Genomic DNA, 21,090 nt, shown 5'->3' on the forward strand with positions numbered 1-21,090 from the left:
CCACACACCCCACCCATACGGCGCCCCCGGAGGTGCACGGCTTCCCTGGGACACAGCCGCCTGCTCACACCGCCCCCCCGCGCATGCGGCCGTCGCGGAGGCGCCGCGCCGTGGTCGAGGCGCGCGTCCCGCGTAGGCGTCGCCGGCGCCCAGGCCGCCGCGTCACCGCGCGCGCCGTGTCAGCGCGCCACTGTGGCCCCGCGTCGCTGCCCCCCCGCCGCGGCGCCGCCGCGGCGCGGGGGTGGCGGGGCGGGGCCGCGGCGCGGGCGAGGTCCTGCGCCCAGGCCCGGTAGCCGGCGGACGACGGGTGGAAGCCGTCGGAGGCGAACAGCCCGCGGTCGCGCGCCATCGCCTCGTCCATGGGAGCGTGGACCGCCCCGCCCGCCTCGGCCGCCGCCCGCATCAGCCGGTCCATGGTCCGCGCGCGGGCGCCGAGGACGTACCGGAGCGGCTGCGGGAGCGCGGGGAACCGGTGCACCGGCGGCATGCCCGCCACCAGCACCGCGGCGTGCGCGTACCGGCCGCGCAGCGCGCCGACCAGCTCGGTCACGTCGGCGGCCCAGCGGCGCAGCGGGCGCCGCCGGATCAGGTCGTTGATCCCCGCGGTGACGACCACGAGGTCCGGCGCGGAGCCGCCGGTGATCTCGGTCATTCCGGCGATCTCGGTGATCCGGCGGGCCGTCGCGCCGTTCTCACCGGTGACCGACCACGCCACGCTGCGCCGGGTGCGTTCGCGCAGCGCCTCGGCGAGGAAGCCCGGCAGCGCCTCGGCGTGCCGGGACGCCCCGACGCCGACCGCGGTGGACTCCCCGATCACGACGACGCGGAACGCGGGACCCGCGCCGGGATTCGCGCCCCGCAGAAAGCCGTGCTCGTCCCCGCCCGCCGGATCGAGCCGCGGTGTCCGGCGCACCGTCCGCCAGGCCTGGACGGCCAGCACGGGAGCCAGCGGGATCAGCATCACCGACTGGGGGACGCGGGCGAACGCGAATGGTCTCTTCATCTGTTTCCCACACTGCTGGTTCGGCCCCCGAGGCTCAGCTCAGCTCACCCGCTCCCCGAGCAGGCTGCGCGCTATCTCCGCGATCACCTCCGCCACATATGCGTGCCCTCTCGGGTTCAGGTGGATTCCGTCGGAACTCCACATCGCAGGGTCAGCGACTTTCGCAACTGTTTCACGTTCCGGGAACGCCATTCCGAAGTCGCGGGAGGCGCGGTCGAGCTCCACGTTGAAGTCGTGAATGCGCTGGACGGTCCGTTTCTTGCGGAACTGCGAGATCGGGGACACCTCGAGCAGCGGCGGGCGCGGCACCGGGATCGCCAGCACCACCGCGCCCTGCCCGCGGGCCCAGCCGAACAGCTCGTCGAGCCGGCGCGCGGCGGCGGCCGGCTCGAAGCCGCGCAGCGCGTCGTTCATGCCGCAGCCGAGCACCACCAGGGCCGGCTGCAGCCGCCGGACGGCCGGCAACTGGTCGCGGACCACGTCCTCGACCGTCGCGCCCGGATCGGAGGTGTTCAGCATGGACTCACGCGGAACGCCCAGGTGAGCGGCCAGCCGACCGGCCCAGCCGAGCCATCCGCCGGCCGGGTCCGGGTCGTCCTGGCCCTCGGCCACGCTGTCGCCGAGGACGAGCATCACGGGCCCGTCCCCGGGGTCGCCGCCCATCACGCGAGGAGTTGGAGCAGGTAGTCGGTGAGGTCGGTCACCGTCTCGCGCCGCCGGGCCTCGGCCACGTCGACCTCGACCTGGAGGTGGTCCTCGATGTCGCTGATGATGCTGATGGCGTAGACCGAGTCCACTCCGTAGCGGGCGAGTTCGACCGACGGATCGATGTTCTCCGGGGGCCTGTCGAGGTAGAAGGCGATCCTGTCAAGAAGCCACGATTGCAGCTCGTCGTGGGAAATTGTTTCCGATGTGGTCACCGCACTCCTCCTTATGTCAGAGGATCGTCGAATCAATGGCGATAGCTATCGGGTGACGAGCAACACGCAAGATACAACCAAAAGCATGATGTGTCCCAGACCCGCATGTGAACGATCGGACACGGCCATGTCTCTGTTTCGTAAATTAAGTCAGTGCGGCGGTAAAAACGGCACTCGACCTACTGGCCGGTAACCCTGCCGTTAAGGGGCCCAGCGGGCGGTGCCCGGAAAACGCTGTCCCCGTCCGTCCCAGCCGTCCGCTTCTCCCCCGCGCGGCGCACCACGGCACGCCACCTGCGTCGTTCCCCAGCAGGCGCGCGGCGGCGGAGCGCCGGCCGGGCGCGGCGCACCCGGCACGTTCCATGAGAATTTCGGACAACCGCCCAGACTCCCCCAACGAGGTCGAGGAGCGGACGCCTTGCCCCGGAGACAGGATCACCTGTCCCCGTCGTGTCAGTCCTCAGACCGTCCGGTCAGCGGCACCGGTCCGGTCAGCCGGGACACGACGGGGTTGGGCTCGCGGCTCCGCGCGAGCCGGTCCAGCGCCGCGTGCGCGTGCCGCGACCGCCAGCGGTGCGCCGCGAGCCGGTGGAACCTCGCGAGCTGCGCGGCGGCGGGACGCGGCACGTCGGTCAGCCCGTAGCCGTGGTGGAGCAGCCGGCTCGCGAGGACGTGCTCGACCAGGTCGGCCTCCCCGTCCTCCATGCGGTCCCGCCACGCGCCGACGTTGCGGCTGTTCGGCGCCTCGTGGGTGCGCAGATGCCACTCGCGCTCGGACGGCACCGTCCGCCGGGCGTGCTTGTACGCCTTGGTCATCTCGGCGTCGTACTCCTCGCCGAGGAACGCGCACAGCTTCACCAGCTCGTCCTCCGGCTCGGCGACGAGGTCCTCGTAGCGGAACTCGTAGAAGGTGCCCGGGCCGAGGCGGGCGCCGAGCCGCCGGCCGGTGTCGACCGCCTCCCGCCAGGTCAGCGCGGCGGCGTGCAGGTCGCCCTTGAACCACGGCATCCGCATCAGCGAGCTCACCGCGTCCCGGCCGTCCCGGACGAGATGGACGAACTGCGCGTCCGGGAACATCCGCTGGAGCATCGGTACCCGGCGGAAGTAGCTCGGCCGCTTGTCGCCCCACCGCGGCTTGCCGTGCGACCGCGCGTAGGTGCGGAAGACCGCCGCCACCGCCGACCCGAGCGTCGGCGGCCCGTGCACGATCTCCTCGATCACGTCGGCGGCGTCCAGTTCGAGGACCTTGAACTTGGTGTCCTTGCCGCGGGTGATCCATTCGGCGAGCGCCCGCCGGTTCTCCGCGCGCTCCAGATCGCCGAAGTCGTGCCGGTTCTCGTAGGAGACGTGCACGAACCGCGTCTCGGACGGGAAGGCGATGCGCGGGTGCGAGTGCAGCATCTGCTGGAGCAGCGTCGTCCCGGATCGCGGGCACCCGAGGACGAAGATCGGCCTGCAGGACTCCGTGGCCATGGCGGCGGGCGAGGTCATGGCGCGCGACGGTAGTGACCGCTCCTGAGCCGAACCTGGAGCGAACCTCAACGCAACCTGAACGTCCGCGCGGGCACCGGGAAGATCACCGCTTTTGCGGTGAATGGCGAGGTCAACGGCCTATGCCCGGCGATCCGACGCTTAAAGACTTCCCTTAGGACGAGAAATAAGCTAAAGTAACTACCGGTGTGCCGGGAAGTCTGGTCGGCGAGACAGGATCTGTCTCCGACCAGGAGGGTATTCATGACTCCCCGGCACTTTCTCATTGCGCCGGCTCCGCCGCGCCGGGCCCGCCCCCAGGACGCCAGGCCGTACGACCTGAGCCACATCACCTGGGCGCACGCCTTCCCAGATAGCTGAGACCGCCCCTCTTCCTCGCTCAGCGAGTCCTTTCCCAGTACCGGGCCGCCGTTCCGGCCGCCCGGGCGGTCAATGACGTCTCAATGCGGAAGCGTGCATTTCCATGGGTGAATTCTTCGACGCCGCCTTCGGTTTTCCCACTGCTCTTTTCAGCTTCTCCCTCCTGGTCGTCGCCGGGTACTGGACGCTCGTCCTGCTCGGCGGCCCGGGCGTCGACTTCCTCGGCGCCGGCACCGATGCCGACACGGGGGCCGGTGCCGGCGCCGGGGACGGCTCCGCTGCCGAGGACGGGGACGGGCTCGTCGCCGAACGGCTCGCCATGCTCGGCCTCGGCGGCGTCCCTGCCACGGTCGTCCTCTCCCTGCTGATCGCGATCGCCTGGTTCGTGAGCCTGGCGGCCTCGGCGCTGACCGGCGGCGTCGCCCCGCGGATCCTCGGCATGGGCGCGGCGCTGGTGCTGGCCTGGCTCGGCACGCGCCTCGCGGTGCTGCCGCTGCGCCGCGTCTTCCAGGACCAGGTCGCGGCGTCGCTGCGCGACTTCGTCGGGCTGCCGTGCGTCATCCGCACCGGACGCGTCGGCCCCGACTTCGGCCAGGCGGAGGTCACCGCGTCCGACGGATCGTCCGCGATCGTCCAGGTGCGGCAGCCGGCGATGGACGTCCCCGTGGCGGGCACGGCGGCGGACGGCACGGGCCTGACCGCCGGCAGCACCGCACTGATCTTCGACTTCGATCCGGACGGCCGGTTCTTCTGGGTCATGCCGCACGACACGGCGTCCGACCTGGCGCGCCGTCCCGCCCATTGACCCCCGCGACCTCGTCCCCCCAGTAGAGAGGGATCCCGTTGGACACCATCACGATTGGAGCCGGTGTGCTCCTCGCGCTCGCCCTGCTCATCGCCCTCGGCCTCGTGCTGATGGTGACCCGGCTGTTCCGCAAGGTCGACCAGGGCCGCGCGCTGATCATCTCCAAGCTCAAGAAGGTCGATGTCACCTTCACCGGCGCGATCGTCCTGCCGGTGCTGCACAAGGCCGAGCTGATGGACATCTCGGTCAAGACGATAGAGATCGAACGGACCGGCCGGGACGGGCTGATCTGCAAGGACAACATCCGCGCCGACATCCGCATCACGTTCTTCGTCCGCGTCAACAAGACCGTCGAGGACGTCATCAAGGTGGCGCAGGCGATCGGCACCGAGCGCGCCAGCAGCCAGGACACGCTGCAGGAACTGTTCGCGGCCAAGTTCTCCGAGGCGCTGAAGACCGTCGGCAAGCACCTCGACTTCGCCGACCTCTACACCCGCCGCAACGAGTTCCGCGACCACATCATCCAGGTGATCGGCACGGACCTGAACGGCTACAGCCTGGAGGACGCGGCGATCGACTACCTGGAGCAGACGTCGCTGCTCTCCCTGGACAAGACCAACATCCTGGACGCCCAGGGCATCCGGAAGATCACCGAGCTGACCGCGATCGAGCACGTCCGCACCAACGAGTACACCCGCAACGAGGAGAAGGAGATCACCCGGCAGAACGTGGAGGCGCGCGAGGCGATCCTGGAGCTGGAGCGCCGCCAGGCCGACGCCGAGATCCGCCAGGAGCGCGAGATCGAGACCGTCCGGGCCCGCGAGCTGGCGGAGACCGAGCGGGTCAAGGCCGAGGAGCGGCTCCGCTCGCAGACCGCGCACATCCGCACCGACGAGCAGCTCGGCGTCCAGCACGAGAACAAGGACCGCGAGGTCTCCGTCGCCGCGAAGAACAGGGAGCGCGTCCTCGCGATCGAGAGCGAGCGCATCGAGAAGGACCGCCTCCTCGAAGTGATCGCCCGCGACCGCGAGACGGAACTGACCCGGATCGCCGCCGACAAGGAGGTCGAGGCGGAGAAGCGGGAGATCGCGAACGTCGTCCGGGAGCGGATCGCGGTCGAGCGCACCGTGGCCGAGCAGGAGGAGGCCATCAAGCGGCTGCGCACCGTCGAGGAGGCCGAGCGCGCCCGCCAGTCGGTGATCATCCACGCGGAGGCCGAGGCGCAGGAGAACCTGGTCAAGGACATCAAGGCCGCCGAGGCGGCCGAGGCCGCCGCCGCGCACCGCGCCCGCGAGTCGCTCACGATGGCGCAGGCCCGGCAGGAGGCCGCCGAGCTGGACGCGCAGGCCAAGATCCGCCTCGCCGAGGGGCTGCGCGCCGAGGCCGCCGCGTCCGGCCTCGCCGAGGTCCAGGTCCGCGAGCGCGGCGCCGAGGCCATCGAGAAGGTCGGCCGCGCCGAGGCCATCGCCGCGCAGGAGATGGCGGTCGCGGAGGCCGCCCGGATCCGGGAGAGCCTGCGCGCCGAGGCGGAGGGCCTGCACGAGAAGGCCGGCGCGATGGCCGCGCTGGACGAGGCGTCCCGCCAGCACGAGGAGTACCGGCTGCGCCTGGAGGCGGAGAAGGACGTCCGCCTCGCGGGCATCGAGGTGCAGCGCCAGGTCGCCGAGGCCCAGGCCACCGTCCTCGCGGCCGGCCTGGAGAAGGCCGACATCGACATCGTCGGCGGCGACTCCGTCTTCTTCGACCGCCTCGTCGGCTCGATCGCGCTCGGCAAGAGCGTGGACGGCTTCGTCGAGAACTCGTCCGTCACCCAGTCGCTGGCCGGCCCCTGGCTGGACGGCACATCGTCCTTCACCGACGACGTGTCCCGCCTACTCGGCTCTCTCGACACCGGCGGCGTCCGGGACCTGACCCTGTCAGCACTCCTCCTGCGCCTGATCAAGTCCGGCACCCCGGAGTCGGCCGGCCTCCAGGACCTCCTGGACACCGCCCGCCGCCTGGGCGTGGCCGACGCCCCCCTGTCCGAATTCAACGGAACCGCAGTAACGACCAGCTGACCAAAGACCTGCGGCGGGTCGCCGCTGGGGGCCGCCAGCCCACCGACCCGCCGCAGCCCACCCCGCCGACGAGACCAACGCACAAGAAGGACCATGGCACGAACCCGGCCACGGCAGAGCGAGACGACCGCACCAGCACGACGAGAACGCGGCCTGAACGGCAACGCACAACCGCGCCACAGCGCGGACCTGACGCTGGCGCGAGCACCGCGAGCGGGACGGCAACGCACAACCGGGCCACGGCGCGGGCTTGGGGGCGCCGGCGGCCGCCGCCGGCGCCACCCCGGAGGCCCTCGACTCCCAGGTAGTCGTCCTCACCGCCGAAGAGGCGAAGGGCCTGGAATTCGACTCCGTCATCGTCGTCGACCCGTCCGGCATCCTGACCGAATCCCCCAAGGGCGGCCAAGACCTCTACGTAGCCCTAACCCGCCCCACCCGCCGCCTAACCCTCATCCACAACAACGACCTCCCACCCCTCCTAGCGTCCCTGAAGTAGGGCGGCGAGGGTCTGGGTGAGTTCGGTCTTGATGATCTGGCCGGCGGCCTCGGGGGCGCCGGTGCGGATGGCTTCGATGAGGGCCGCGTGGGCGGCGCGGCCGTGGGCCGTGTCGGAGGTGCGGACGTCGACCAGGGTCACCAGGTCGAGGAGGCCGTCGCGCAGGACGGGGACGAACTCGGCGAACAGGTCGGCGAGGATGGGGTTGTGCGCGGCGGCGACGACGGCGGTGTGCAGGGCTATGTCGGCGTCGATGAACGGCTCGATGGCGGGGCCGGCGAAGGCGGTGTCGCGGGCGGCGAGGGCGGCGGCGAGGGCGGCGGCGAGGGCGGTCAGGTCGGTGTCGGTGCGGCGCTCGGCGGCCAGTTCGGCGGCGCGGACCTCCAGCATCATGCGGATCTCGTAGACGTCGGCGACGGAGGCGCGGCGGAGGCGGGCGGGCCAGTCCTCGTCCGGTTCCGTGGCGATGACGAACACGCCGGCGCCCTGGCGGGCCTGGACGAGACCGGCGCCGGCCAGCGCGCGCAGGGCCTCGCGGACGGTCGAGCGGCCCACGCCCAGTTCGCGGGCGAGGGTCGTCTCACCGGGGAGTTTCGTCCCGACCGGCCAGGAGCCGTCGGCGATCTGGTCGCGGAGCCGCTGGGTGGCCTGCTCGACGAGCGGGCTGGGCCGGAGAGGGCCGAGCCGAGCTTGCCCTTTGGACGACGGTGGGCCGGGGGACATGAGCCGAAGATATCAGCTTGTCTGAGGAGCTGAGGTGTGGTTGGGTGGCGGGCGTGTCGTGGCGGGTTCTTCTTCTCGGTCGCCGCGGCGGGGCCTGATCCGGACCGGCACCCCGCCGCGGGGTCCGGTGCTGCCGGTCGTCCGGCGATCGTGAGGACAAGCCCCCATGAACTTCCCTACCCTGCGCACCCCGTCCGGTCCGGTGGCCGGGCCCTTCTGGAATCCGCAGCGCGGCAGTTCCATGCCGTTCCACCGGTACCAGTCGGTTCACGACCGTGTTCCGTCGCCCGTCCCCGAGGTCGAGCGCACCTGGCCGTCCCGGCGCGTCGAGGCGGCGCCGCTGTGGGTGCCCGTCGACCTGCGGGACGGCAACCAGGCGCTGGCCGAGCCCATGGACACCGCGCGGAAGCGCCGCATGTTCGACCTCTTCGTGACGATGGGCTTCAAGGAGATCGAGGTCGGCTATCCGTCGGCGAGTCAGACCGACTTCGACTTCGTCCGGCACCTGGCGGAGGCGGGTGTGCCGGACGACGTGACGCCCGTGGTGTTCACGCCGGCGCGGCGCGAACTGATCGAGCGGACGTTCGCGTCGATCGAAGGGCTGCCGAAGGCGGTCGTCCACCTCTACACGGCGACGGGGCCGGTGTGGCGCGACGTCGTGCTCGGGTCCGACCGGGACGGCGTGAAGCGGCTGATTCTGGACGGGGCCGCTGACGTCGCACGGCGTGCATGGGCCGGGGTGCGGTTCAAGTTCTCGCCCGAGACGTTCAACTTCACCGAGCCCGACTACGCGCTGGAGGTGTGCGACGCGGTCACCGAGGTGTGGGACGCCTCCCCCGACCGTCCGGTGATCCTGAACCTGCCGGCCACCGTGGAGATCGCCACGCCGAACGTGTACGCCGACCAGATCGAGTACATGCACCGGCAGCTGGCCCGGCGGGACGCGGTCATCCTGTCCGTGCATCCGCACAACGATCGCGGGACGGGCGTCGCCTGCGCCGAGCTGGCGGTGCTCGCGGGCGCGCAGCGGGTTGAGGGGTGCCTGTTCGGGAACGGTGAGCGGACCGGCAACGTCGACCTCGTCACGCTGGCGCTGAACCTGCACGCGCAGGGCGTCGACCCGATGATCGACTTCTCGGACATCGATGAGATCCGCCGGACGGTCGAGTACTGCAACCGGCTGTCCGTCCACGAGCGGCATCCGTACGGCGGCGACCTGGTCTATACGGCCTTTTCCGGGACGCATCAGGACGCGATCGGCAAGGGCATGGCCCGGCATGCCCACCGCGCCGAGGAGACGGGGGCGCCGCCGGAGGAGCTGCCGTGGGACGTCCCGTATCTGCCGATCGATCCCGCCGACGTGGGGCGCGGGTACGAGGCGGTCATCCGCGTCAACAGCCAGTCCGGTAAGGGCGGTATCTCCTATCTGCTGCGCACCGGGTACGGGCTCGACCTGCCGCGCCGCCTGCAGATCGAGTTCTCCAGGGTCGTGCAGGAGGCGACGGACGGCAGCGGCGAGGAGATCACGGCGGCCGAGCTGTGGGACCTGTTCCGCGCCGAGTACCTCGACGCGTCCGGTCCGGTCTCGGTGGCAGGTTGGCGGACGTCCAGCACGGGCCCGCATGACTTCACCGGCGTCGTCCGCGTGGACGGCGACGGGCGCGAGCACATCGGCTCGGGCAACGGGCCCATCGACGCGCTCGCCGGCGCCCTGTCGTCCGCCGGGATCAAGGTGGACGTCCTGCAGTTCGTGGAGCACTCCACCGAGCCGGGCCCTGACGCCGTGGCCGTCGCCTACGCCGAATGTCGCGTCGACGGGGTCGCGTCGTGGGGCGCGGGCCGTGACACGTCCGTGCAGACGGCGTCGGTGGAGGCCGTTCTGGCGGCGGTGAACCGCGCGAAGCGCTAGTCGCGGCGGCGGCCGAGGGAGCGGCGCCAGGACAGGCCCGTGCCGGGGATCCGGAACGTCACCTGGCGGCGCCCGTCCGCCGAGCGGGTGTAGCGGGCGCCGCGCGCGCCGACGCTGTGCCCGACGCCCTTCTTGGACAGGTTGATGCGGAACGGTCCCATGCGGATTGCTTTTCGATAGCTCCAACCCATGCGGAGGGGGATGCCCGGACGATCTCCGTACATCCCCCTCCCCCGTCACGGACGGGCCGAGATCATGATTTCGGTCAGACCGGGGGACGCAAGGGCAGGAGGTGACCAAATCCGGTCCGAGTTCGTCGTGCACCGCTCTTTACCCGGCGTCCGGGGACGAGGAGCGTGTGCCTCCGTAGAGATCATTTTCTCAGCTCCCGGAGGTGCGGGTTGGCCAGGCGATCCCTGAGACGAACCCGGCGGACGATGACGGTGGCCGCGCTCACGAGCGCCGCGCTCGCCGGTGCGGGCGGCGGCGCGACGGCGCTGGCCCAGCCGTCCCCGAAGATCGTGGTGAAGGACGGCGTGACCCAGCCCGTCTTCTCCTACAAGGACGCGATCCGCGAGCACGTCTACGTCGAGTCGAGCGTGGACAGCGACCGGGACGGGAAGAAGGACCGCGTCAACGTCGACATCATCCGGCCCAAGGAGACCGAGCACGGCCTCAAGGTGCCGGTGATCATGGACGAGAGCCCGTACTACGACAACGCCGGGCGCGGTAACGAGAGCGAGCGCAAGACCTACGACGCCGACGGGAACCCGGTGAAGTTCCCGCTGTTCTACGACAACTACTTCGTCCCGCGCGGGTACGCGTTCCTCGCCGTGGACATGGTCGGGACGACCCGGTCCGACGGCTGCCCGGTCAGCGGCGGGCCCACCGACGTCCTCGGCGGCAAGGCCGTGGTCGACTGGCTCAACGGCCGAGCGAAGGCGTACAAACCGGACGGCACCCCGGTGAAGGCCACCTGGACGACCGGCCGCACCGGCATGATCGGCAAGTCCTACGACGGGACGCTCGCCAACGGCGTCGCCGCGACCGGCGTCAAGGGCCTGGAGACGATCGTCCCGATCTCGGCGATCAGCAGCTGGTACGACTACAGCCGCATGAACGGCGTGAAGTACTGGACGGACGAGCAGCCGTGGCTCGCGAGCTACGTCGACACCGACCCGCCCGAGAAATGCGCCGCCGTCAACGCCGACCTGGACGAGGGCGAGGACGACGCGACCGGCAACTACAACGCCTACTGGAAGACCGCCGACTACCGGCACGGCACGATCGCCCGCGCGTCCCGCGTCCGCGCCAGCATCTTCGCGGCGCACGGCGTCAACGACCTCAACGTCAAGGACAACCAGTTCGCCGAGTGGTGGACGGCCCTCGCGAAGCACGGTGTCCAGCGCAAGGTGTGGCTGTCGCAGCGCGGCCACGTCGACCCGTTCGACGTCCGCCGCGACGCGTGGGTGGACACCCTGCACCGCTGGTTCGACCACGAGCTGCAGAAGATCCCCAACGGCATCATGCGGGAGCCGCGCGCCGACATCGAGATCGGTCCCGACCAGTGGATCACCCAGCGGGACTGGCCGTCCCGGGACGCCCGCGACATCGTCCTGCGCCCCGGCCCGGACGGCACCCTCGGCCTGAAGCGGGCCCCGCACGGCACGACGGCGACGTTCACCGACGCCCCCGGCCCACGCGGCGGCGGCTACTCCGAGGGCGCGATGGTCTCCGACCCGACGACCGCCCAGCCGTACCGGACCGCGTTCGTCTCCAGCCCGCTCCCCCGCACCGGACGCCTCTCCGGCACCCCCGACGCCCGCCTGCGGATCAAGCTCGACAAGCCCACGTCCAACCTGACCGCCCTCCTCGTCGACTACGGCGAGGACACCCGCGTGAACTACCTCGGCTCCGGCGCCGGCATCCGCACCCTCGGCACCGAGGACTGCCACGGTGAGAGCACGCCCGCCGACGACGCCTGCTACCGGCAGACCGAGGTCACCACGGTCACGTCCCCGGTCAACGTGGTCGCCCGCGGCTGGCTCGACGCGCAGAACGCCCGCTCCCTGAGCCACCCGAGGCCGCTGAAGCCGGGCCGCTACTACACGGTCAACTGGGAGACGCTCAGCCAGGAGTACCTGCTGAAGAAGGGCCACCGCCTGGCGCTCGTCCTCGCCGGCACCGACGCCGACTACAACACCGAGACCCCCACCGGCGCCCAGGTCACCCTGGACCTGCGCGGCACCTCGATCACCCTCCCGGTGACCGCCGCCGAGGACGACCCGACCACCATGATCGCCCCGCCCCAGCGCACCACCCCGTGGCGCGGCCCGACAGACGTCACCCTCCCCGTCCAGCAACGCAACCTCTACTGACCGAACGGCCCGCCGCCCACCCCAGGGCGGCGGGCAACAGGGTCTCAAGAAGTCCGTCACTTCACGGTCACACTTTGTATCTGAAACCTCCCGCACCGAACCCCGCTCTACGCCAGGATGTGAGTCTCGCTTAGACTCACGAACGGAGTGGGAATGTCGCCGAACCTCGGCAAGGAGCTGAGGGAGATCCGCAAGGAGGCTGAGCAGCAAGGCTGGACAGTGATCCGAGGCAAGCGGTACTGGAAGCTGCGGTGCCCCTGCGAGGAGAAGCACAAGAAGTCCATGAGCCCGACTCCCTCGAATCCGAACTACGTCAAGAACCTGCTCGGCGAGCTGCGCCGGGCCACGTGCTGGAAGGGGTGAGCCGGATGACCTTCTACCTCCATGCTGATCTCACCTTCGTCTGCGTGGACCCGACCCGCGACACGGACGATGAGTTCGACACCTTCACGGACGCGGTCACCGATGCGCTCTACGACCTTGCCGAGGTCGACGACGGCATCATCGACCCGGACATCACAGTGAAGATCACCGACCGGTGGGCCAGCATCCACATGGGCATCACGGCCGACACCGAGGCGGACGCGGTACGCCTCTTTTCCGCCAACGTCCGCGCCGCACTGCACGCCGCCGGGTGCGGCACCCCGGACTGGCCGATCTACAAGCCGACCACCCCGGTACCTCAGGTCCAAGCGGCCGGATTCACCCGCGCTTGATCTCACACGCATCCGCCCCACCCACCTCGCGGTGGGGCGGCCGGCAACCATGACCACCTTTGTCCAGGTTGTCGGGGTGCTGGTCATGGGAGAGCAGTACCGCGTCGACCGGGCCGGTCTCGTCCGGGCCGAGGACGGCGCCGGCGGTCTTGGTGAGCTTGCGGGAGCCGATCGGGTAGTCGCCGGGCGCGTCGAACGTCGGGTCGAGGACGAGCCGCGCGCCTCCGATCTCCAGGATCGCGGTCGGGCCGCCGAGGTACCGGACGTTCAGCGAGGACATGGCGCCGCCTTCGAGTCGATCACCTGACGTCCTCGTAATCGCGGCATGCCACCGGAAATTCCCGGGCCGGGTGGTCAGCCCCGTCGGGGGGCGCTTCTCTGTCAGTGGTTGTCGGTGTCCTTGCTGGGCTGGACGCGTTTGGGCTCGCCCGGCATCTTCGGGTAGTTCGGCGGGTAGGGCATGTCGCCGAGGCCGTGGTCCTTCTCGTCGCGGTCGGCCATGTCGAGGAGCGGCTCCAGGGAGAAGGACTCGTCGTCGATGGACGCGTGGAGGTCGCCCAGTTCGGCGAAGCGGGCAGGCATCGTGGCGATGGTGAAGTCGTGCGGGTCGACGTCGGGCAGCTCGTCCCAGGTCACGGGCGCGGAGACCGGGGCGTGCGGGGCCGGGCGGACGCTGTAGGCCGAGGCGATGGTGCGGTCGCGGGCGTTCTGGTTGAAGTCGATGAAGATCTGCTCGCCCCTCTCCTCCTTCCACCATCGGGTCGTGACCTCGGCCGGGTTGCGGCGTTCTACCTCGCGGGCGAAGGCCAGGGCGGCGCGGCGGACCTCGGTGAACGTCCAGCGGGGCTCGATGCGGACGTAGATGTGCACGCCGGCCTTCCCGGACGTCTTGACGTAGCCGGTGTAGCCCAGCTCGGAAAGCAGTTCGCGGGCCGGGCCGAGCGCCACCCGGACGGCGTCGGAGAAGTCGGTGCCGGGCTGCGGATCGAAGTCGATGCGCAGCTCGTCCGGGTGGTCGACGTCGCCCTTGCGGACGGGCCACGGGTGGAACGTGAGCGTGCCGAGGTTCGCGGCCCAGGCGATCACGGCGGGTTCGGTCGGGCAGACCTCGTCGGCGAAGCGGCCGCTGGGGAAGGCGATCCGGGCGGTCTGCACCCAGTCGGGCGCGCCCTTCGGGATGCGCTTCTGGTAGAACGCGTCGGACTTGCCGGCGCCCATGCCCGCCTGGCCGCGCGCGTAGTCTTCGCGGGTGGCCATCTTGGCGCCCTCGAAGACACCGGCGGGCCAGCGCTCCAGCGTCGTCGGGCGGTTGCGGGTCGCGCGCAGGATGCCGTCCCCGACGGCCAGGTAGTACTCCACCAGCTGCCGCTTGGTGTAGCCGTGCTCCGGAAAGTAGACCTTGTCGGGATTGGTCACCTTGACGAGCCGATCCCCGACCGGGATCTCGATGAAGGGCGAGGCCATGTACTGCACGTTAACCCACGTGCACGACAGTCCTCGGGGACGTCCGCGCCGGGTATTTTCGGAGGCATGGAGAAGATCCGCAAGAGCGAGGACGAGTGGCGGGCGCAGCTGAGCCCCGAGGAGTTCCAGGTGCTGCGCGAGGCCGGCACCGAGAAGCCCTTCACCGGCGAGTACACCGACACCAAGACCGTCGGCGTGTACCGGTGCCGCGCCTGCGGGACGGAGCTGTTCCGGTCGGACACCAAGTTCGAGAGCCACTGCGGCTGGCCGTCGTTCTACGAGCCGTCCGAGTCCGAGAAGGTCACGCTGATCGAGGACAACTCGCTCGGCATGGTCCGGACGGAGGTCCGCTGCGCGGTGTGCGACTCGCACCTGGGCCACGTGTTCCACGGTGAGGGCTACGACACCCCGACCGACGACCGCTACTGCATCAACTCGATCTCCCTCACCCTCGAACCCGCCGAGTAGCGCAACCGCCCCGCGCCGCGCAAGGGCCGGGCGGCTCGGCGCGGGCTCCGGGAGGAGGGGGAGAGTGGAGGCTCCGCCGGTCCGGCCGCGCTGAGCAAGACGTCTCAGCCTTGGAGCGCAGCAACCTGTCGGACACGGGCTATGACGACAGCAGCGGCGGGTCCGGGTACTAGCGGGTCTCGCCGACTTCGCAGTCGTCCTTGTCGCTCTGCTTGTTGGCGAGGACGACGCTGCCGTTGTCGTCGCTCTTGCCGTGGACGAAGACGCGGGGCTCGTCGTCGCCGCCGTCCTCCAGGAACTGGGTCGTCCATTTGCAGAGGTCGACGGCGGGCTTGGAGTTCTCGTCGTCCTCGCCCAGGTCGGTGTAGACGCGCACGAACTGGCCGCTGCGGCGGACGTCGGTGACGTGCTCGACGACCTTGCCGTCCGGGTCCTTGGTCTTGAAGTACGGCACGGCGTCGGGGATCTCGTCGGGGTCGCCGGTGACGGATTCCAGCTTCTCGTGCGGGGACGGGGAGGTGGCCGTGTGGGCGGCGACGGCGTGCGGCGCCTGCCCCGAGCCGCCGGTCAGCGTCAGCGCGGTGACCGTGACGATCGCCGCCAGCCCCGCGACCGCGGCGCCGGCCGCGGTCAGCCGGCGCCGGCGGGACGCCCGTACCGCCGTGACCAGGCGGTTCCAGCGGATCGCGAGCTCGGACGGCGGTCGCGCGTGCCGTCCCCGGGACGGCCGGTCGGCGGACTCGGCAGACTTGGTCACGGACGGCACCCTACTGCCGATCCGCCCCGCCCCTGGCCGGATCAGGCCAGATTCGCGACGAGTTCGGCGACCGGCTTGCGGCGGCCGGTGTAGAACGGCACCTCAAGGCGGGTGTGCAGCCGCGCCTTCGCGCCGCGCAGGTGGCGCATCAGGTCGACGATGCGGTGCAGCTCGTCGGCCTCGAACGCCAGCATCCACTCGTAGTCGCCGAGCGCGAACGACGACACGGTGTTGGCCCGGACGTCGGGGTAGTCGCGCGCCATCTTGCCGTGCTCGGCGAGCATCGCGCGGCGCTCCTCGTCCGGCAGCAGGTACCACTCGTAGGACCGGACGAACGGGTACACGCACACGTAGTTGCGCGGGTGCTCGTCGGCGAGGAACGCGGGGATGTGGCTCTTGTTGAACTCGGCCGGGCGGTGCAGCGCCATCTGCGACCACACCGGCTCGCTGGCGCGGCCCATCGCCGTCCGGCGGAACCGGGTGTAGACCTCCTGCAGGTCGTCGGACGTGGGCGCGTGCCACCAGAACATGAAGTCGGCGTCCGCGCGCAGGCCGGCGACGTCGTAGGAGCCGCGGGTGGTGACGTCCTTCTGCGCGGCCTGGTCGAGGAGGTCCTGCACCTCGGCGGCGTCCTGCTCGCCGAGCGTGCCGGGCTTCGCGACGCGGAAGACCGACCACATCGTGTAGCGGATGACGTTATTGAGTTCGCGTGCCTTCGGCTTGCCCGCCGGCTCGGTCATGTTCAGCTCCTTCTCGACTGCGCAGATGGTCCAGCACCCGGGTCGCCGCCGCGCGCGCCGAGGCGATGCACGCGGGGATGCCGAGGCCGTCGTAGGCGGCGCCGGCGACGGCGAGGCCCGGTGTCCCGGCGACCGCGGCCCGGACCTTGGCCACGCGGTCGGCGTGGCCCACGTTGTACTGCGGGAGGCCGCCGCCCCACCGGGTCACCCGGCTCTCGGCGGGCAGCTCGGTGACGCCGCAGGTCGCGGCGAGCTCGGCCATGGCGGTGGCGACCAGCTCGTCGTCGGTCTTCTGGAGCGTGTGCTCCTCCCTGAACCGGCCGATGGAGCAGCGCACCGCGATGACGCCGGGGTCGCGGTCACGCAGGTGAGGCCATTTTACCGAGCTGAACGTGACGGCCTTGACGCCCCGTCCGCCGCCGTCGGGGTCGCTCTCCACGCCGGGGACGAGGTAGCCGCTGCCCGCCGGCAGGCGCGGGAACGCGGTGGCGCGGTAGGCGAGCGTGATGATCGCCATGCTGGCGTACTCGATGCCGGCCAGCTCCCGGGCGGCGGCGGGCACGTCCTCCTTGAGCAGGCGGGAGGCGGGGGCGGCCGGCACCGCGATCAGCACGGCGTCGGCGTCCAGGTACTCGGGGTCGCGGGTCGGGCCGATGGTGAGCCGCCAGCCGTCCGGCGTGCGGTGCAGCTCGCGGACCATCGCACCGGTCCGGACCGTCCCGCCGGCGGCGGTGACGTCGTCGGCGACCAGGTGCGGGAGGGTGCCGAGCCCGTCCGGGAGCGTGGCGAACACGGGGCCGGGGTCCTTGGGCGCGGCGGCCCGGATGCCCTGCACGGCGTTGATCAGCGAGCGGTGGCCGCGCGCGGCGGCGGCGACGGCGGGCAGCGTCGAGTCGAACGACAGCAGCTCGACCCGGCCCGCGTACACGCCGCCGAGCAGCGGCTCGACGAGCCGGTCGACGACCTCGCGGCCGACGCGGGCGCCGATGAAGTCGGCGACGGACACGTCCCCGCCGCGCGGCGTCTCCGGCAGGACGAGGTCGAGCGGGACGCGCGCGAGGCCGGCCGGTGACAGCACCTGCGACGCGGCCAGGGCTTTCAGGTCGGACGGGACGCCCATGACCTGCCCGGACGGGATGGTGCGGAGCGCGCCCCGGCTGAAGATCCCCGAGGAGGTGGTGCCGGGGTTCACCAGGTCGGCGGAGCGGCCGAGGTCGCGGACGAGGTCCATGCCCTCGGGCCGGCGGGCGAGCATCGACTCGGCGCCCTCGTCCACCGGGACGCCGGCGATCTCGCTGACCCGCAGCTTGCCGCCGATCCGCGGGGAGCCTTCGAGCACCGTCACCCGCACGCCGTCCCGGGCGAGCACGCGGGCGGCGGCGAGGCCCGCGATGCCGCCCCCGACGACAACGGCATGGGAGGTGGTCATGCCCTCCAGCCTTCCAGACGTCCCGCCGGATCGCGCACCGGGGCGGCCGGAGCGGCGAGCATCACACCGGCCGGCACCGGACGCGTCCCGGCGCCGTTTTTGTCGCGGATGTGACAAGAGCCCGAGCACCATGCCAGTGGATACTGGCGGACATGACCTCCTGGAAGGCTCCACTCGCCGCCGCCGCGGCGCTCCTGCTGGCCGCCGGGCTCGCGTCCCCGGCCTCCGCCGCGACGCGCGGCGACTTCAGGCCGGTGCCGCTGCCGTTCTTCTGGCCGAACAACTACCTCTACGACGTCGACGCCGCCTCCCCCGACAGCGTCTGGATCACCGGGACCCAGGGCGCGCAGTTCATCATCACCGGCCCGACCACCGGCATCACCATCCCGGGCAATCCGGTCGTGCGCCGCTGGAAGGACAATGCCTGGGTGGAGTACGACCTCCAGAACGCCTCCCGCCACGCCACCATCACCGACGTGGACGCGGTCGGCCCCGAGGACGTGTGGATCAACGGGGAGAAGACGCACGATTCGGGCCTGCGAACCCCCTACGTGGCGCACTTCACCGGTTCGAGCTTCACCCAGGTGGAGCTGCCGGAGAGCTCGTGGGAGGGTGCCAGTCTGCGGGCCGCCGCGTCAGGGGTCTGGCTCACCACCGCCGACGACTTCTACCGGCGGACGGGCGACACCTGGACCCACATCGCCACAAAACCCGACGTCTACGAGCACCGCTCCTACATCCGGGCGGACGACGATATCTGGGTGATCGGAGCGGCCTCCATGCTGGAGACGGACCTCCTGGCCCGGCACTGGGACGGGCAGTCCTGGCACAGCGTCCCGATGGAGCAGCCGGCCGCGCCGGCCCCCACCATCACGGACGTCCTCGCCCTCTCCCCCACCGACGCCTGGGCCATCGGCTACAGCTGGTCGACGACCCCGGACACCCCCGTCATGACGCACTGGGACGGCACCGCCTGGACGAACGTCGCCCTCCCTGCCGGCTTCAACGAGCTCACCAAGATCGTCCAGGGCGCGGACGGGACGCTGTGGGCCCTCGGGCACCTGATCGACGAGCCCGCCAAGCCCGGCCTGCTCCGCTACAGCGGCGGGACGTGGGAGAAGGTGCCGACCACCGCCGTGCCGAACCGGAGCAACGTCTACGCGAGCGCGCTGGCCGTCGTCCCCGGCACCGGCGCCCTGTGGACGCTCGGGTCCGTGAACATCGGCGGCCCGGTCGTGCTCACCGACGGCTGAGGAACCCGGCTTCGTGGCCCTTTCGTGATTCGTCCCACGGAACGGTGACCTGCATCACCTCGTCCAAGCCGCATGCGGATCGTCAGGAACGTCACATGTGCGCTGGTCGTCCTGCTGCTGGCCGGGGTCCTGGCCGCGTGCGGCGGCGGTGACCACTCGTCCAGCTCGTCGGAGGCCGTGGACCGGGGCGGCGCGCCCGCCCCGGCGGCGACCCGGAACGAGGCGGGCCCGGCACGGAACAACGCCGGCGGGAAGACCGAGAAGGGGGCGCAGGCGCCGCTGCCGACCGGGCGCGAGGTCGTCCACACGGCGCGCCTCCGGGTCCGGGCCGGGGACGTGGAGGCCGCCGCCACCAAGGCCAAGCAGCTGGTGACCTCGGCCGGCGGCTACGTCGAGCGCGAGTCGAGCTCCAGCGACCCGGCCCGGTCGGAGATCGCGCTGAAGGTCCCGTCCGACCGCTACACCGACGTGCTGAACGGGCTCAGCACCCAGCTCGGCACCAAGATCTCGCTCTCCCAGGAGGCCGAGGACGTCACCGGCGAGGTCGCCGACGTCGACGCCCGCGTCCGGTCGGCGAAGGCCACGCTGGAGTCGTTCCGCAAGCTGCTCGACCGCGCGAACTCCGTCGGCGAGGTCATCAGCGTCGAGCAGGAGATCGCCCAGCGCGAGTCCGACCTTGAGGCGCTGCAGGCGCGGCAGAAGTCGCTGCAGCACCGCACCCAGTACGCGACCGTGACCGTGACGCTGGTGACCAAGACGGCGGCGCCCAAGGAGGACGACGACCGCGGCGGGTTCATCGGCGGGCTCCAGGACGGCTGGAACGCGTTCACCGCGTTCATCGGCGGCGTCGCCACCGTGCTGGGCTGGCTGCTGCCGTTCCTCGTCCTCGCCGCCGCGATCGGCTGGCCGCTGCTCGCCTTCCGCCGACGCCTGCGCGACCGGTTCGGCGGCGGCCGCAAGCCGGAGCCGACGCCGGAGCCGGAGAAGGCCGCCGCCGGATCCTCCCAGCAGCCGCCCGCCTAGTCGTTCTGCTCGCTGCTCGCCTCGTGGACGAGGTCCGCGAGGCGGGCCAGCACGTCCGGATTCGTGGACGGCAGGACGCCGTGGCCCAGGTTGAAGATGTGGCCCTCGGCGGTGCGGCCCCGGGCGAGCACGTCGCGGGCACGGCGCTCCACGGTCTCCCACGGCGCGAACAGGATCGCCGGGTCGAGGTTGCCCTGCAGGGCCTTGCCCGGCTCGACGCGGCTGACGGCCTCGTCCAGCGGGACCCGCCAGTCGACGCCGACGACGTCCGCCCCGGCCTCGCCCATCGGGCCGAGCAGCTCGCCCGTCCCGACGCCGAAGTGGATCCGCGGCACGCCCAGCGGCTCGACCTCGGCGAAGATGCGGCGGGTGTGCGGCAGCACCGACTCGCGGTAGTCCTGCGCGGCGACCGCGCCGACCCACGAGTCGAAGACCTGCACGGCGCTCGCCCCCGCCGCGACCTGCAACTTCAGGAACGCGATCGTGAGGTCGGAGAGCCGGTTCATCAGGCTCGCCCACAGCTCCGGCTCGCCGTACATCATGGCCTTGGTGCGCTCGTGGTTCTTGGACGGGCCGCCCTCGATCAGGTACGAGGCGAGGGTGAACGGGCCGCCCGCGAAGCCGATCAGCGGCGTCGCCCCCAGCTCGCCGACCAGCCCCTGGACGGCCTCGGTCACGTACGGGACGTCGTCGGGGACGAGCGGCCGCAGCGTGTCGAGATCATCGGCCGACCGGATCGGGTCGGCGATGACCGGCCCGACGCCCGGCTTGATGTCGAGATCGATGCCGATCGCCTTCAGCGGCACCATGATGTCGCTGAAGAAGATCGCCGCGTCCACCGCGTACCGGCGCACCGGCTGCATCGTGATCTCCACGATCATGTCGGGGCGGGTGCACGACTCCAGCATCGCGACGCCCTCGCGGACGCGCAGGTACTCCGGCAGCGAACGGCCGGCCTGGCGCATGAACCACACGGGCGTGTGCGGCACCGGCCGCCGGCGGCAGGCCAGCAGGAAGGGGCTCTCGGCGAGGGCGCCGTTGTCAGGCGTGTTCGGAGAGTGGTCGTCCGAACGGGCAGCGTCAGCGGTCACGTTGTGA

At 71.3% G+C, this 21,090-nt stretch carries 22 protein-coding genes; 10 read left to right on the forward strand and 12 right to left on the reverse strand.

Annotated features, from left to right (window positions below):
* Window positions 1–64: 64 nt before the first annotated feature.
* The 4 genes from HUX53_RS13810 to HUX53_RS13825 all read right to left on the reverse strand — a co-directional run bounded on the left by HUX53_RS13810 (window position 65) and on the right by HUX53_RS13825 (window position 3,414).
* Window positions 65–1,003 carry an SGNH/GDSL hydrolase family protein gene (locus HUX53_RS13810; RefSeq protein WP_176403586.1) on the reverse strand — a complete coding sequence of 313 codons (939 nt, stop codon included), beginning with the start codon at window positions 1,001–1,003 and terminating at the stop codon, window positions 65–67.
* Between the two features lie 39 nt (window positions 1,004–1,042).
* A complete protein-coding gene (locus tag HUX53_RS13815; RefSeq protein WP_176403587.1) occupies window positions 1,043–1,666 on the reverse strand; it encodes an SGNH/GDSL hydrolase family protein in 624 nt (207 codons plus the stop codon).
* On the reverse strand, window positions 1,666–1,923 hold the full coding sequence (locus tag HUX53_RS13820) for an acyl carrier protein (protein ID WP_176403588.1): 258 nt from the start codon (window positions 1,921–1,923) through the stop codon (window positions 1,666–1,668). Before HUX53_RS13820 ends, HUX53_RS13815 begins: the two co-directional genes overlap by 1 nt.
* Before the next feature lie 453 nt (window positions 1,924–2,376).
* Window positions 2,377–3,414: a sulfotransferase gene (locus tag HUX53_RS13825; RefSeq protein ID WP_255205230.1), complete on the reverse strand. Its 1,038-nt coding sequence runs from the start codon at window positions 3,412–3,414 to the stop codon at window positions 2,377–2,379.
* A 463-nt stretch (window positions 3,415–3,877) separates the two neighbouring features.
* On the opposite strand from HUX53_RS13825, the gene HUX53_RS13830 reads away from it, so the two are divergent.
* The 3 genes from HUX53_RS13830 (at window position 3,878) to HUX53_RS13840 (ending at window position 7,132) form a co-directional block, all read left to right on the forward strand.
* Window positions 3,878–4,579: a hypothetical protein gene (locus HUX53_RS13830; protein WP_176403589.1), complete on the forward strand. Its 702-nt coding sequence runs from the start codon at window positions 3,878–3,880 to the stop codon at window positions 4,577–4,579.
* Between the two features lie 38 nt (window positions 4,580–4,617).
* Complete coding sequence (locus tag HUX53_RS13835; RefSeq protein WP_176403590.1) at window positions 4,618–6,636, forward strand: SPFH domain-containing protein; 2,019 nt, start codon at window positions 4,618–4,620, stop codon at window positions 6,634–6,636.
* A 250-nt stretch (window positions 6,637–6,886) separates the two neighbouring features.
* Entirely contained in the window at window positions 6,887–7,132 is a 246-nt protein-coding gene (locus tag HUX53_RS13840; protein ID WP_176403591.1) for an ATP-binding domain-containing protein, read from the forward strand.
* On the opposite strand, the gene HUX53_RS13845 is transcribed toward HUX53_RS13840, so the two are convergent.
* A complete protein-coding gene (locus HUX53_RS13845) occupies window positions 7,115–7,855 on the reverse strand; it encodes a FadR/GntR family transcriptional regulator (protein WP_176403592.1) in 741 nt (246 codons plus the stop codon). The two genes, HUX53_RS13840 and HUX53_RS13845, sit on opposite strands and share 18 nt — an antisense overlap.
* A 166-nt stretch (window positions 7,856–8,021) precedes the next feature.
* Here HUX53_RS13845 and leuA point away from each other — a divergent pair, with 166 nt between their 5' ends.
* Entirely contained in the window at window positions 8,022–9,764 is a 1,743-nt protein-coding gene (gene leuA / locus HUX53_RS13850; protein WP_217919412.1) for a 2-isopropylmalate synthase, read from the forward strand.
* On the opposite strand, the gene HUX53_RS13855 is transcribed toward leuA, so the two are convergent.
* A complete protein-coding gene (locus tag HUX53_RS13855; RefSeq protein ID WP_309237205.1) occupies window positions 9,761–9,988 on the reverse strand; it encodes a DUF4236 domain-containing protein in 228 nt (75 codons plus the stop codon). The genes leuA and HUX53_RS13855 overlap by 4 nt on opposite strands.
* 213 nt (window positions 9,989–10,201) lie before the next feature.
* Here HUX53_RS13855 and HUX53_RS13860 point away from each other — a divergent pair, with 213 nt between their 5' ends.
* The 3 genes from HUX53_RS13860 to HUX53_RS13870 all read left to right on the forward strand — a co-directional run bounded on the left by HUX53_RS13860 (window position 10,202) and on the right by HUX53_RS13870 (window position 12,858).
* Window positions 10,202–12,142, forward strand: coding sequence for a Xaa-Pro dipeptidyl-peptidase (locus HUX53_RS13860; protein ID WP_176403593.1), 1,941 nt, complete (start codon window positions 10,202–10,204; stop codon window positions 12,140–12,142).
* 153 nt (window positions 12,143–12,295) lie between these two features.
* A complete protein-coding gene (locus HUX53_RS13865) occupies window positions 12,296–12,505 on the forward strand; it encodes a hypothetical protein (RefSeq protein ID WP_176403584.1) in 210 nt (69 codons plus the stop codon).
* Between the two features lie 5 nt (window positions 12,506–12,510).
* On the forward strand, window positions 12,511–12,858 hold the full coding sequence (locus HUX53_RS13870) for a hypothetical protein (RefSeq protein WP_176403594.1): 348 nt from the start codon (window positions 12,511–12,513) through the stop codon (window positions 12,856–12,858).
* Here HUX53_RS13870 and HUX53_RS13875 read toward each other — a convergent pair.
* Window positions 12,845–13,138: an MBL fold metallo-hydrolase gene (locus HUX53_RS13875; protein WP_217919413.1), complete on the reverse strand. Its 294-nt coding sequence runs from the start codon at window positions 13,136–13,138 to the stop codon at window positions 12,845–12,847. The two genes, HUX53_RS13870 and HUX53_RS13875, sit on opposite strands and share 14 nt — an antisense overlap.
* A gap of 101 nt (window positions 13,139–13,239) precedes the next feature.
* Window positions 13,240–14,322, reverse strand: coding sequence for a DNA polymerase domain-containing protein (locus HUX53_RS13880; RefSeq protein ID WP_176403595.1), 1,083 nt, complete (start codon window positions 14,320–14,322; stop codon window positions 13,240–13,242).
* A gap of 66 nt (window positions 14,323–14,388) precedes the next feature.
* Between HUX53_RS13880 and msrB the strand changes: the two genes are divergently transcribed.
* Window positions 14,389–14,790, forward strand: a complete 402-nt coding sequence (gene msrB, locus HUX53_RS13885) for a peptide-methionine (R)-S-oxide reductase MsrB (protein ID WP_176403596.1) — start codon at window positions 14,389–14,391, stop codon at window positions 14,788–14,790.
* 169 nt (window positions 14,791–14,959) lie between these two features.
* Here msrB and HUX53_RS13890 read toward each other — a convergent pair whose 3' ends face one another.
* From HUX53_RS13890 to hemG, 3 genes are read right to left on the reverse strand one after another with little or no spacing between them, the layout of a single operon-like run.
* A complete protein-coding gene (locus HUX53_RS13890) occupies window positions 14,960–15,547 on the reverse strand; it encodes a hypothetical protein (protein ID WP_176403597.1) in 588 nt (195 codons plus the stop codon).
* Window positions 15,548–15,588: 41 nt separating this feature from the next.
* Window positions 15,589–16,287, reverse strand: a complete 699-nt coding sequence (gene hemQ, locus HUX53_RS13895; RefSeq protein WP_176403598.1) for a hydrogen peroxide-dependent heme synthase — start codon at window positions 16,285–16,287, stop codon at window positions 15,589–15,591.
* Window positions 16,244–17,716: a protoporphyrinogen oxidase gene (hemG, locus tag HUX53_RS13900; RefSeq protein WP_176403599.1), complete on the reverse strand. Its 1,473-nt coding sequence runs from the start codon at window positions 17,714–17,716 to the stop codon at window positions 16,244–16,246. The genes hemQ and hemG overlap by 44 nt, the downstream gene beginning before the upstream one ends.
* Before the next feature lie 152 nt (window positions 17,717–17,868).
* On the opposite strand from hemG, the gene HUX53_RS13905 reads away from it, so the two are divergent.
* Together HUX53_RS13905 and HUX53_RS13910 are read left to right on the forward strand one after the other, a co-directional pair.
* Window positions 17,869–18,969 carry a hypothetical protein gene (locus HUX53_RS13905; protein ID WP_176403600.1) on the forward strand — a complete coding sequence of 367 codons (1,101 nt, stop codon included), beginning with the start codon at window positions 17,869–17,871 and terminating at the stop codon, window positions 18,967–18,969.
* Between the two features lie 72 nt (window positions 18,970–19,041).
* Window positions 19,042–19,992 (forward strand): DUF4349 domain-containing protein, encoded by a 951-nt coding sequence (locus tag HUX53_RS13910; protein WP_176403601.1) that lies wholly within the window; start codon window positions 19,042–19,044, stop codon window positions 19,990–19,992.
* Here the strand turns inward: HUX53_RS13910 and hemE are convergent.
* A complete protein-coding gene (gene hemE, locus HUX53_RS13915; RefSeq protein WP_255205234.1) occupies window positions 19,989–21,002 on the reverse strand; it encodes a uroporphyrinogen decarboxylase in 1,014 nt (337 codons plus the stop codon). The two genes, HUX53_RS13910 and hemE, sit on opposite strands and share 4 nt — an antisense overlap.
* Between the last annotated feature and the right edge of the window lie 88 nt (window positions 21,003–21,090).

It is taken from the genome of Actinomadura sp. BRA 177 (genome assembly GCF_013372625.1).
Lineage (GTDB): Bacteria > Actinomycetota > Actinomycetes > Streptosporangiales > Streptosporangiaceae > Spirillospora.

Bases quoted from the DNA above. Each gene is read 5' to 3' on its own strand.
- hemQ (WP_176403598.1), bottom strand. From the start codon at position 16,287: ATGACCGAGCCGGCGGGCAAGCCGAAGGCACGCGAACTCAATAACGTC.
- HUX53_RS13910 (WP_176403601.1), top strand. From the start codon at position 19,042: ATGCGGATCGTCAGGAACGTCACATGTGCGCTGGTCGTCCTGCTGCTG.
- HUX53_RS13810 (WP_176403586.1), bottom strand. From the start codon at position 1,003: ATGAAGAGACCATTCGCGTTCGCCCGCGTCCCCCAGTCGGTGATGCTG.
- HUX53_RS13860 (WP_176403593.1), top strand. From the start codon at position 10,202: ATGACGGTGGCCGCGCTCACGAGCGCCGCGCTCGCCGGTGCGGGCGGC.
- HUX53_RS13905 (WP_176403600.1), top strand. From the start codon at position 17,869: ATGACCTCCTGGAAGGCTCCACTCGCCGCCGCCGCGGCGCTCCTGCTG.
- HUX53_RS13875 (WP_217919413.1), bottom strand. From the start codon at position 13,138: ATGTCCTCGCTGAACGTCCGGTACCTCGGCGGCCCGACCGCGATCCTG.
- HUX53_RS13830 (WP_176403589.1), top strand. From the start codon at position 3,878: ATGGGTGAATTCTTCGACGCCGCCTTCGGTTTTCCCACTGCTCTTTTC.
- HUX53_RS13865 (WP_176403584.1), top strand. From the start codon at position 12,296: ATGTCGCCGAACCTCGGCAAGGAGCTGAGGGAGATCCGCAAGGAGGCT.
- hemG (WP_176403599.1), bottom strand. From the start codon at position 17,716: ATGACCACCTCCCATGCCGTTGTCGTCGGGGGCGGCATCGCGGGCCTC.
- leuA (WP_217919412.1), top strand. From the start codon at position 8,022: ATGAACTTCCCTACCCTGCGCACCCCGTCCGGTCCGGTGGCCGGGCCC.
- HUX53_RS13815 (WP_176403587.1), bottom strand. From the start codon at position 1,666: ATGGGCGGCGACCCCGGGGACGGGCCCGTGATGCTCGTCCTCGGCGAC.
- HUX53_RS13845 (WP_176403592.1), bottom strand. From the start codon at position 7,855: ATGTCCCCCGGCCCACCGTCGTCCAAAGGGCAAGCTCGGCTCGGCCCT.
- msrB (WP_176403596.1), top strand. From the start codon at position 14,389: ATGGAGAAGATCCGCAAGAGCGAGGACGAGTGGCGGGCGCAGCTGAGC.
- HUX53_RS13825 (WP_255205230.1), bottom strand. From the start codon at position 3,414: ATGACCTCGCCCGCCGCCATGGCCACGGAGTCCTGCAGGCCGATCTTC.
- HUX53_RS13855 (WP_309237205.1), bottom strand. From the start codon at position 9,988: ATGTACGGAGATCGTCCGGGCATCCCCCTCCGCATGGGTTGGAGCTAT.
- HUX53_RS13870 (WP_176403594.1), top strand. From the start codon at position 12,511: ATGACCTTCTACCTCCATGCTGATCTCACCTTCGTCTGCGTGGACCCG.
- HUX53_RS13880 (WP_176403595.1), bottom strand. From the start codon at position 14,322: ATGGCCTCGCCCTTCATCGAGATCCCGGTCGGGGATCGGCTCGTCAAG.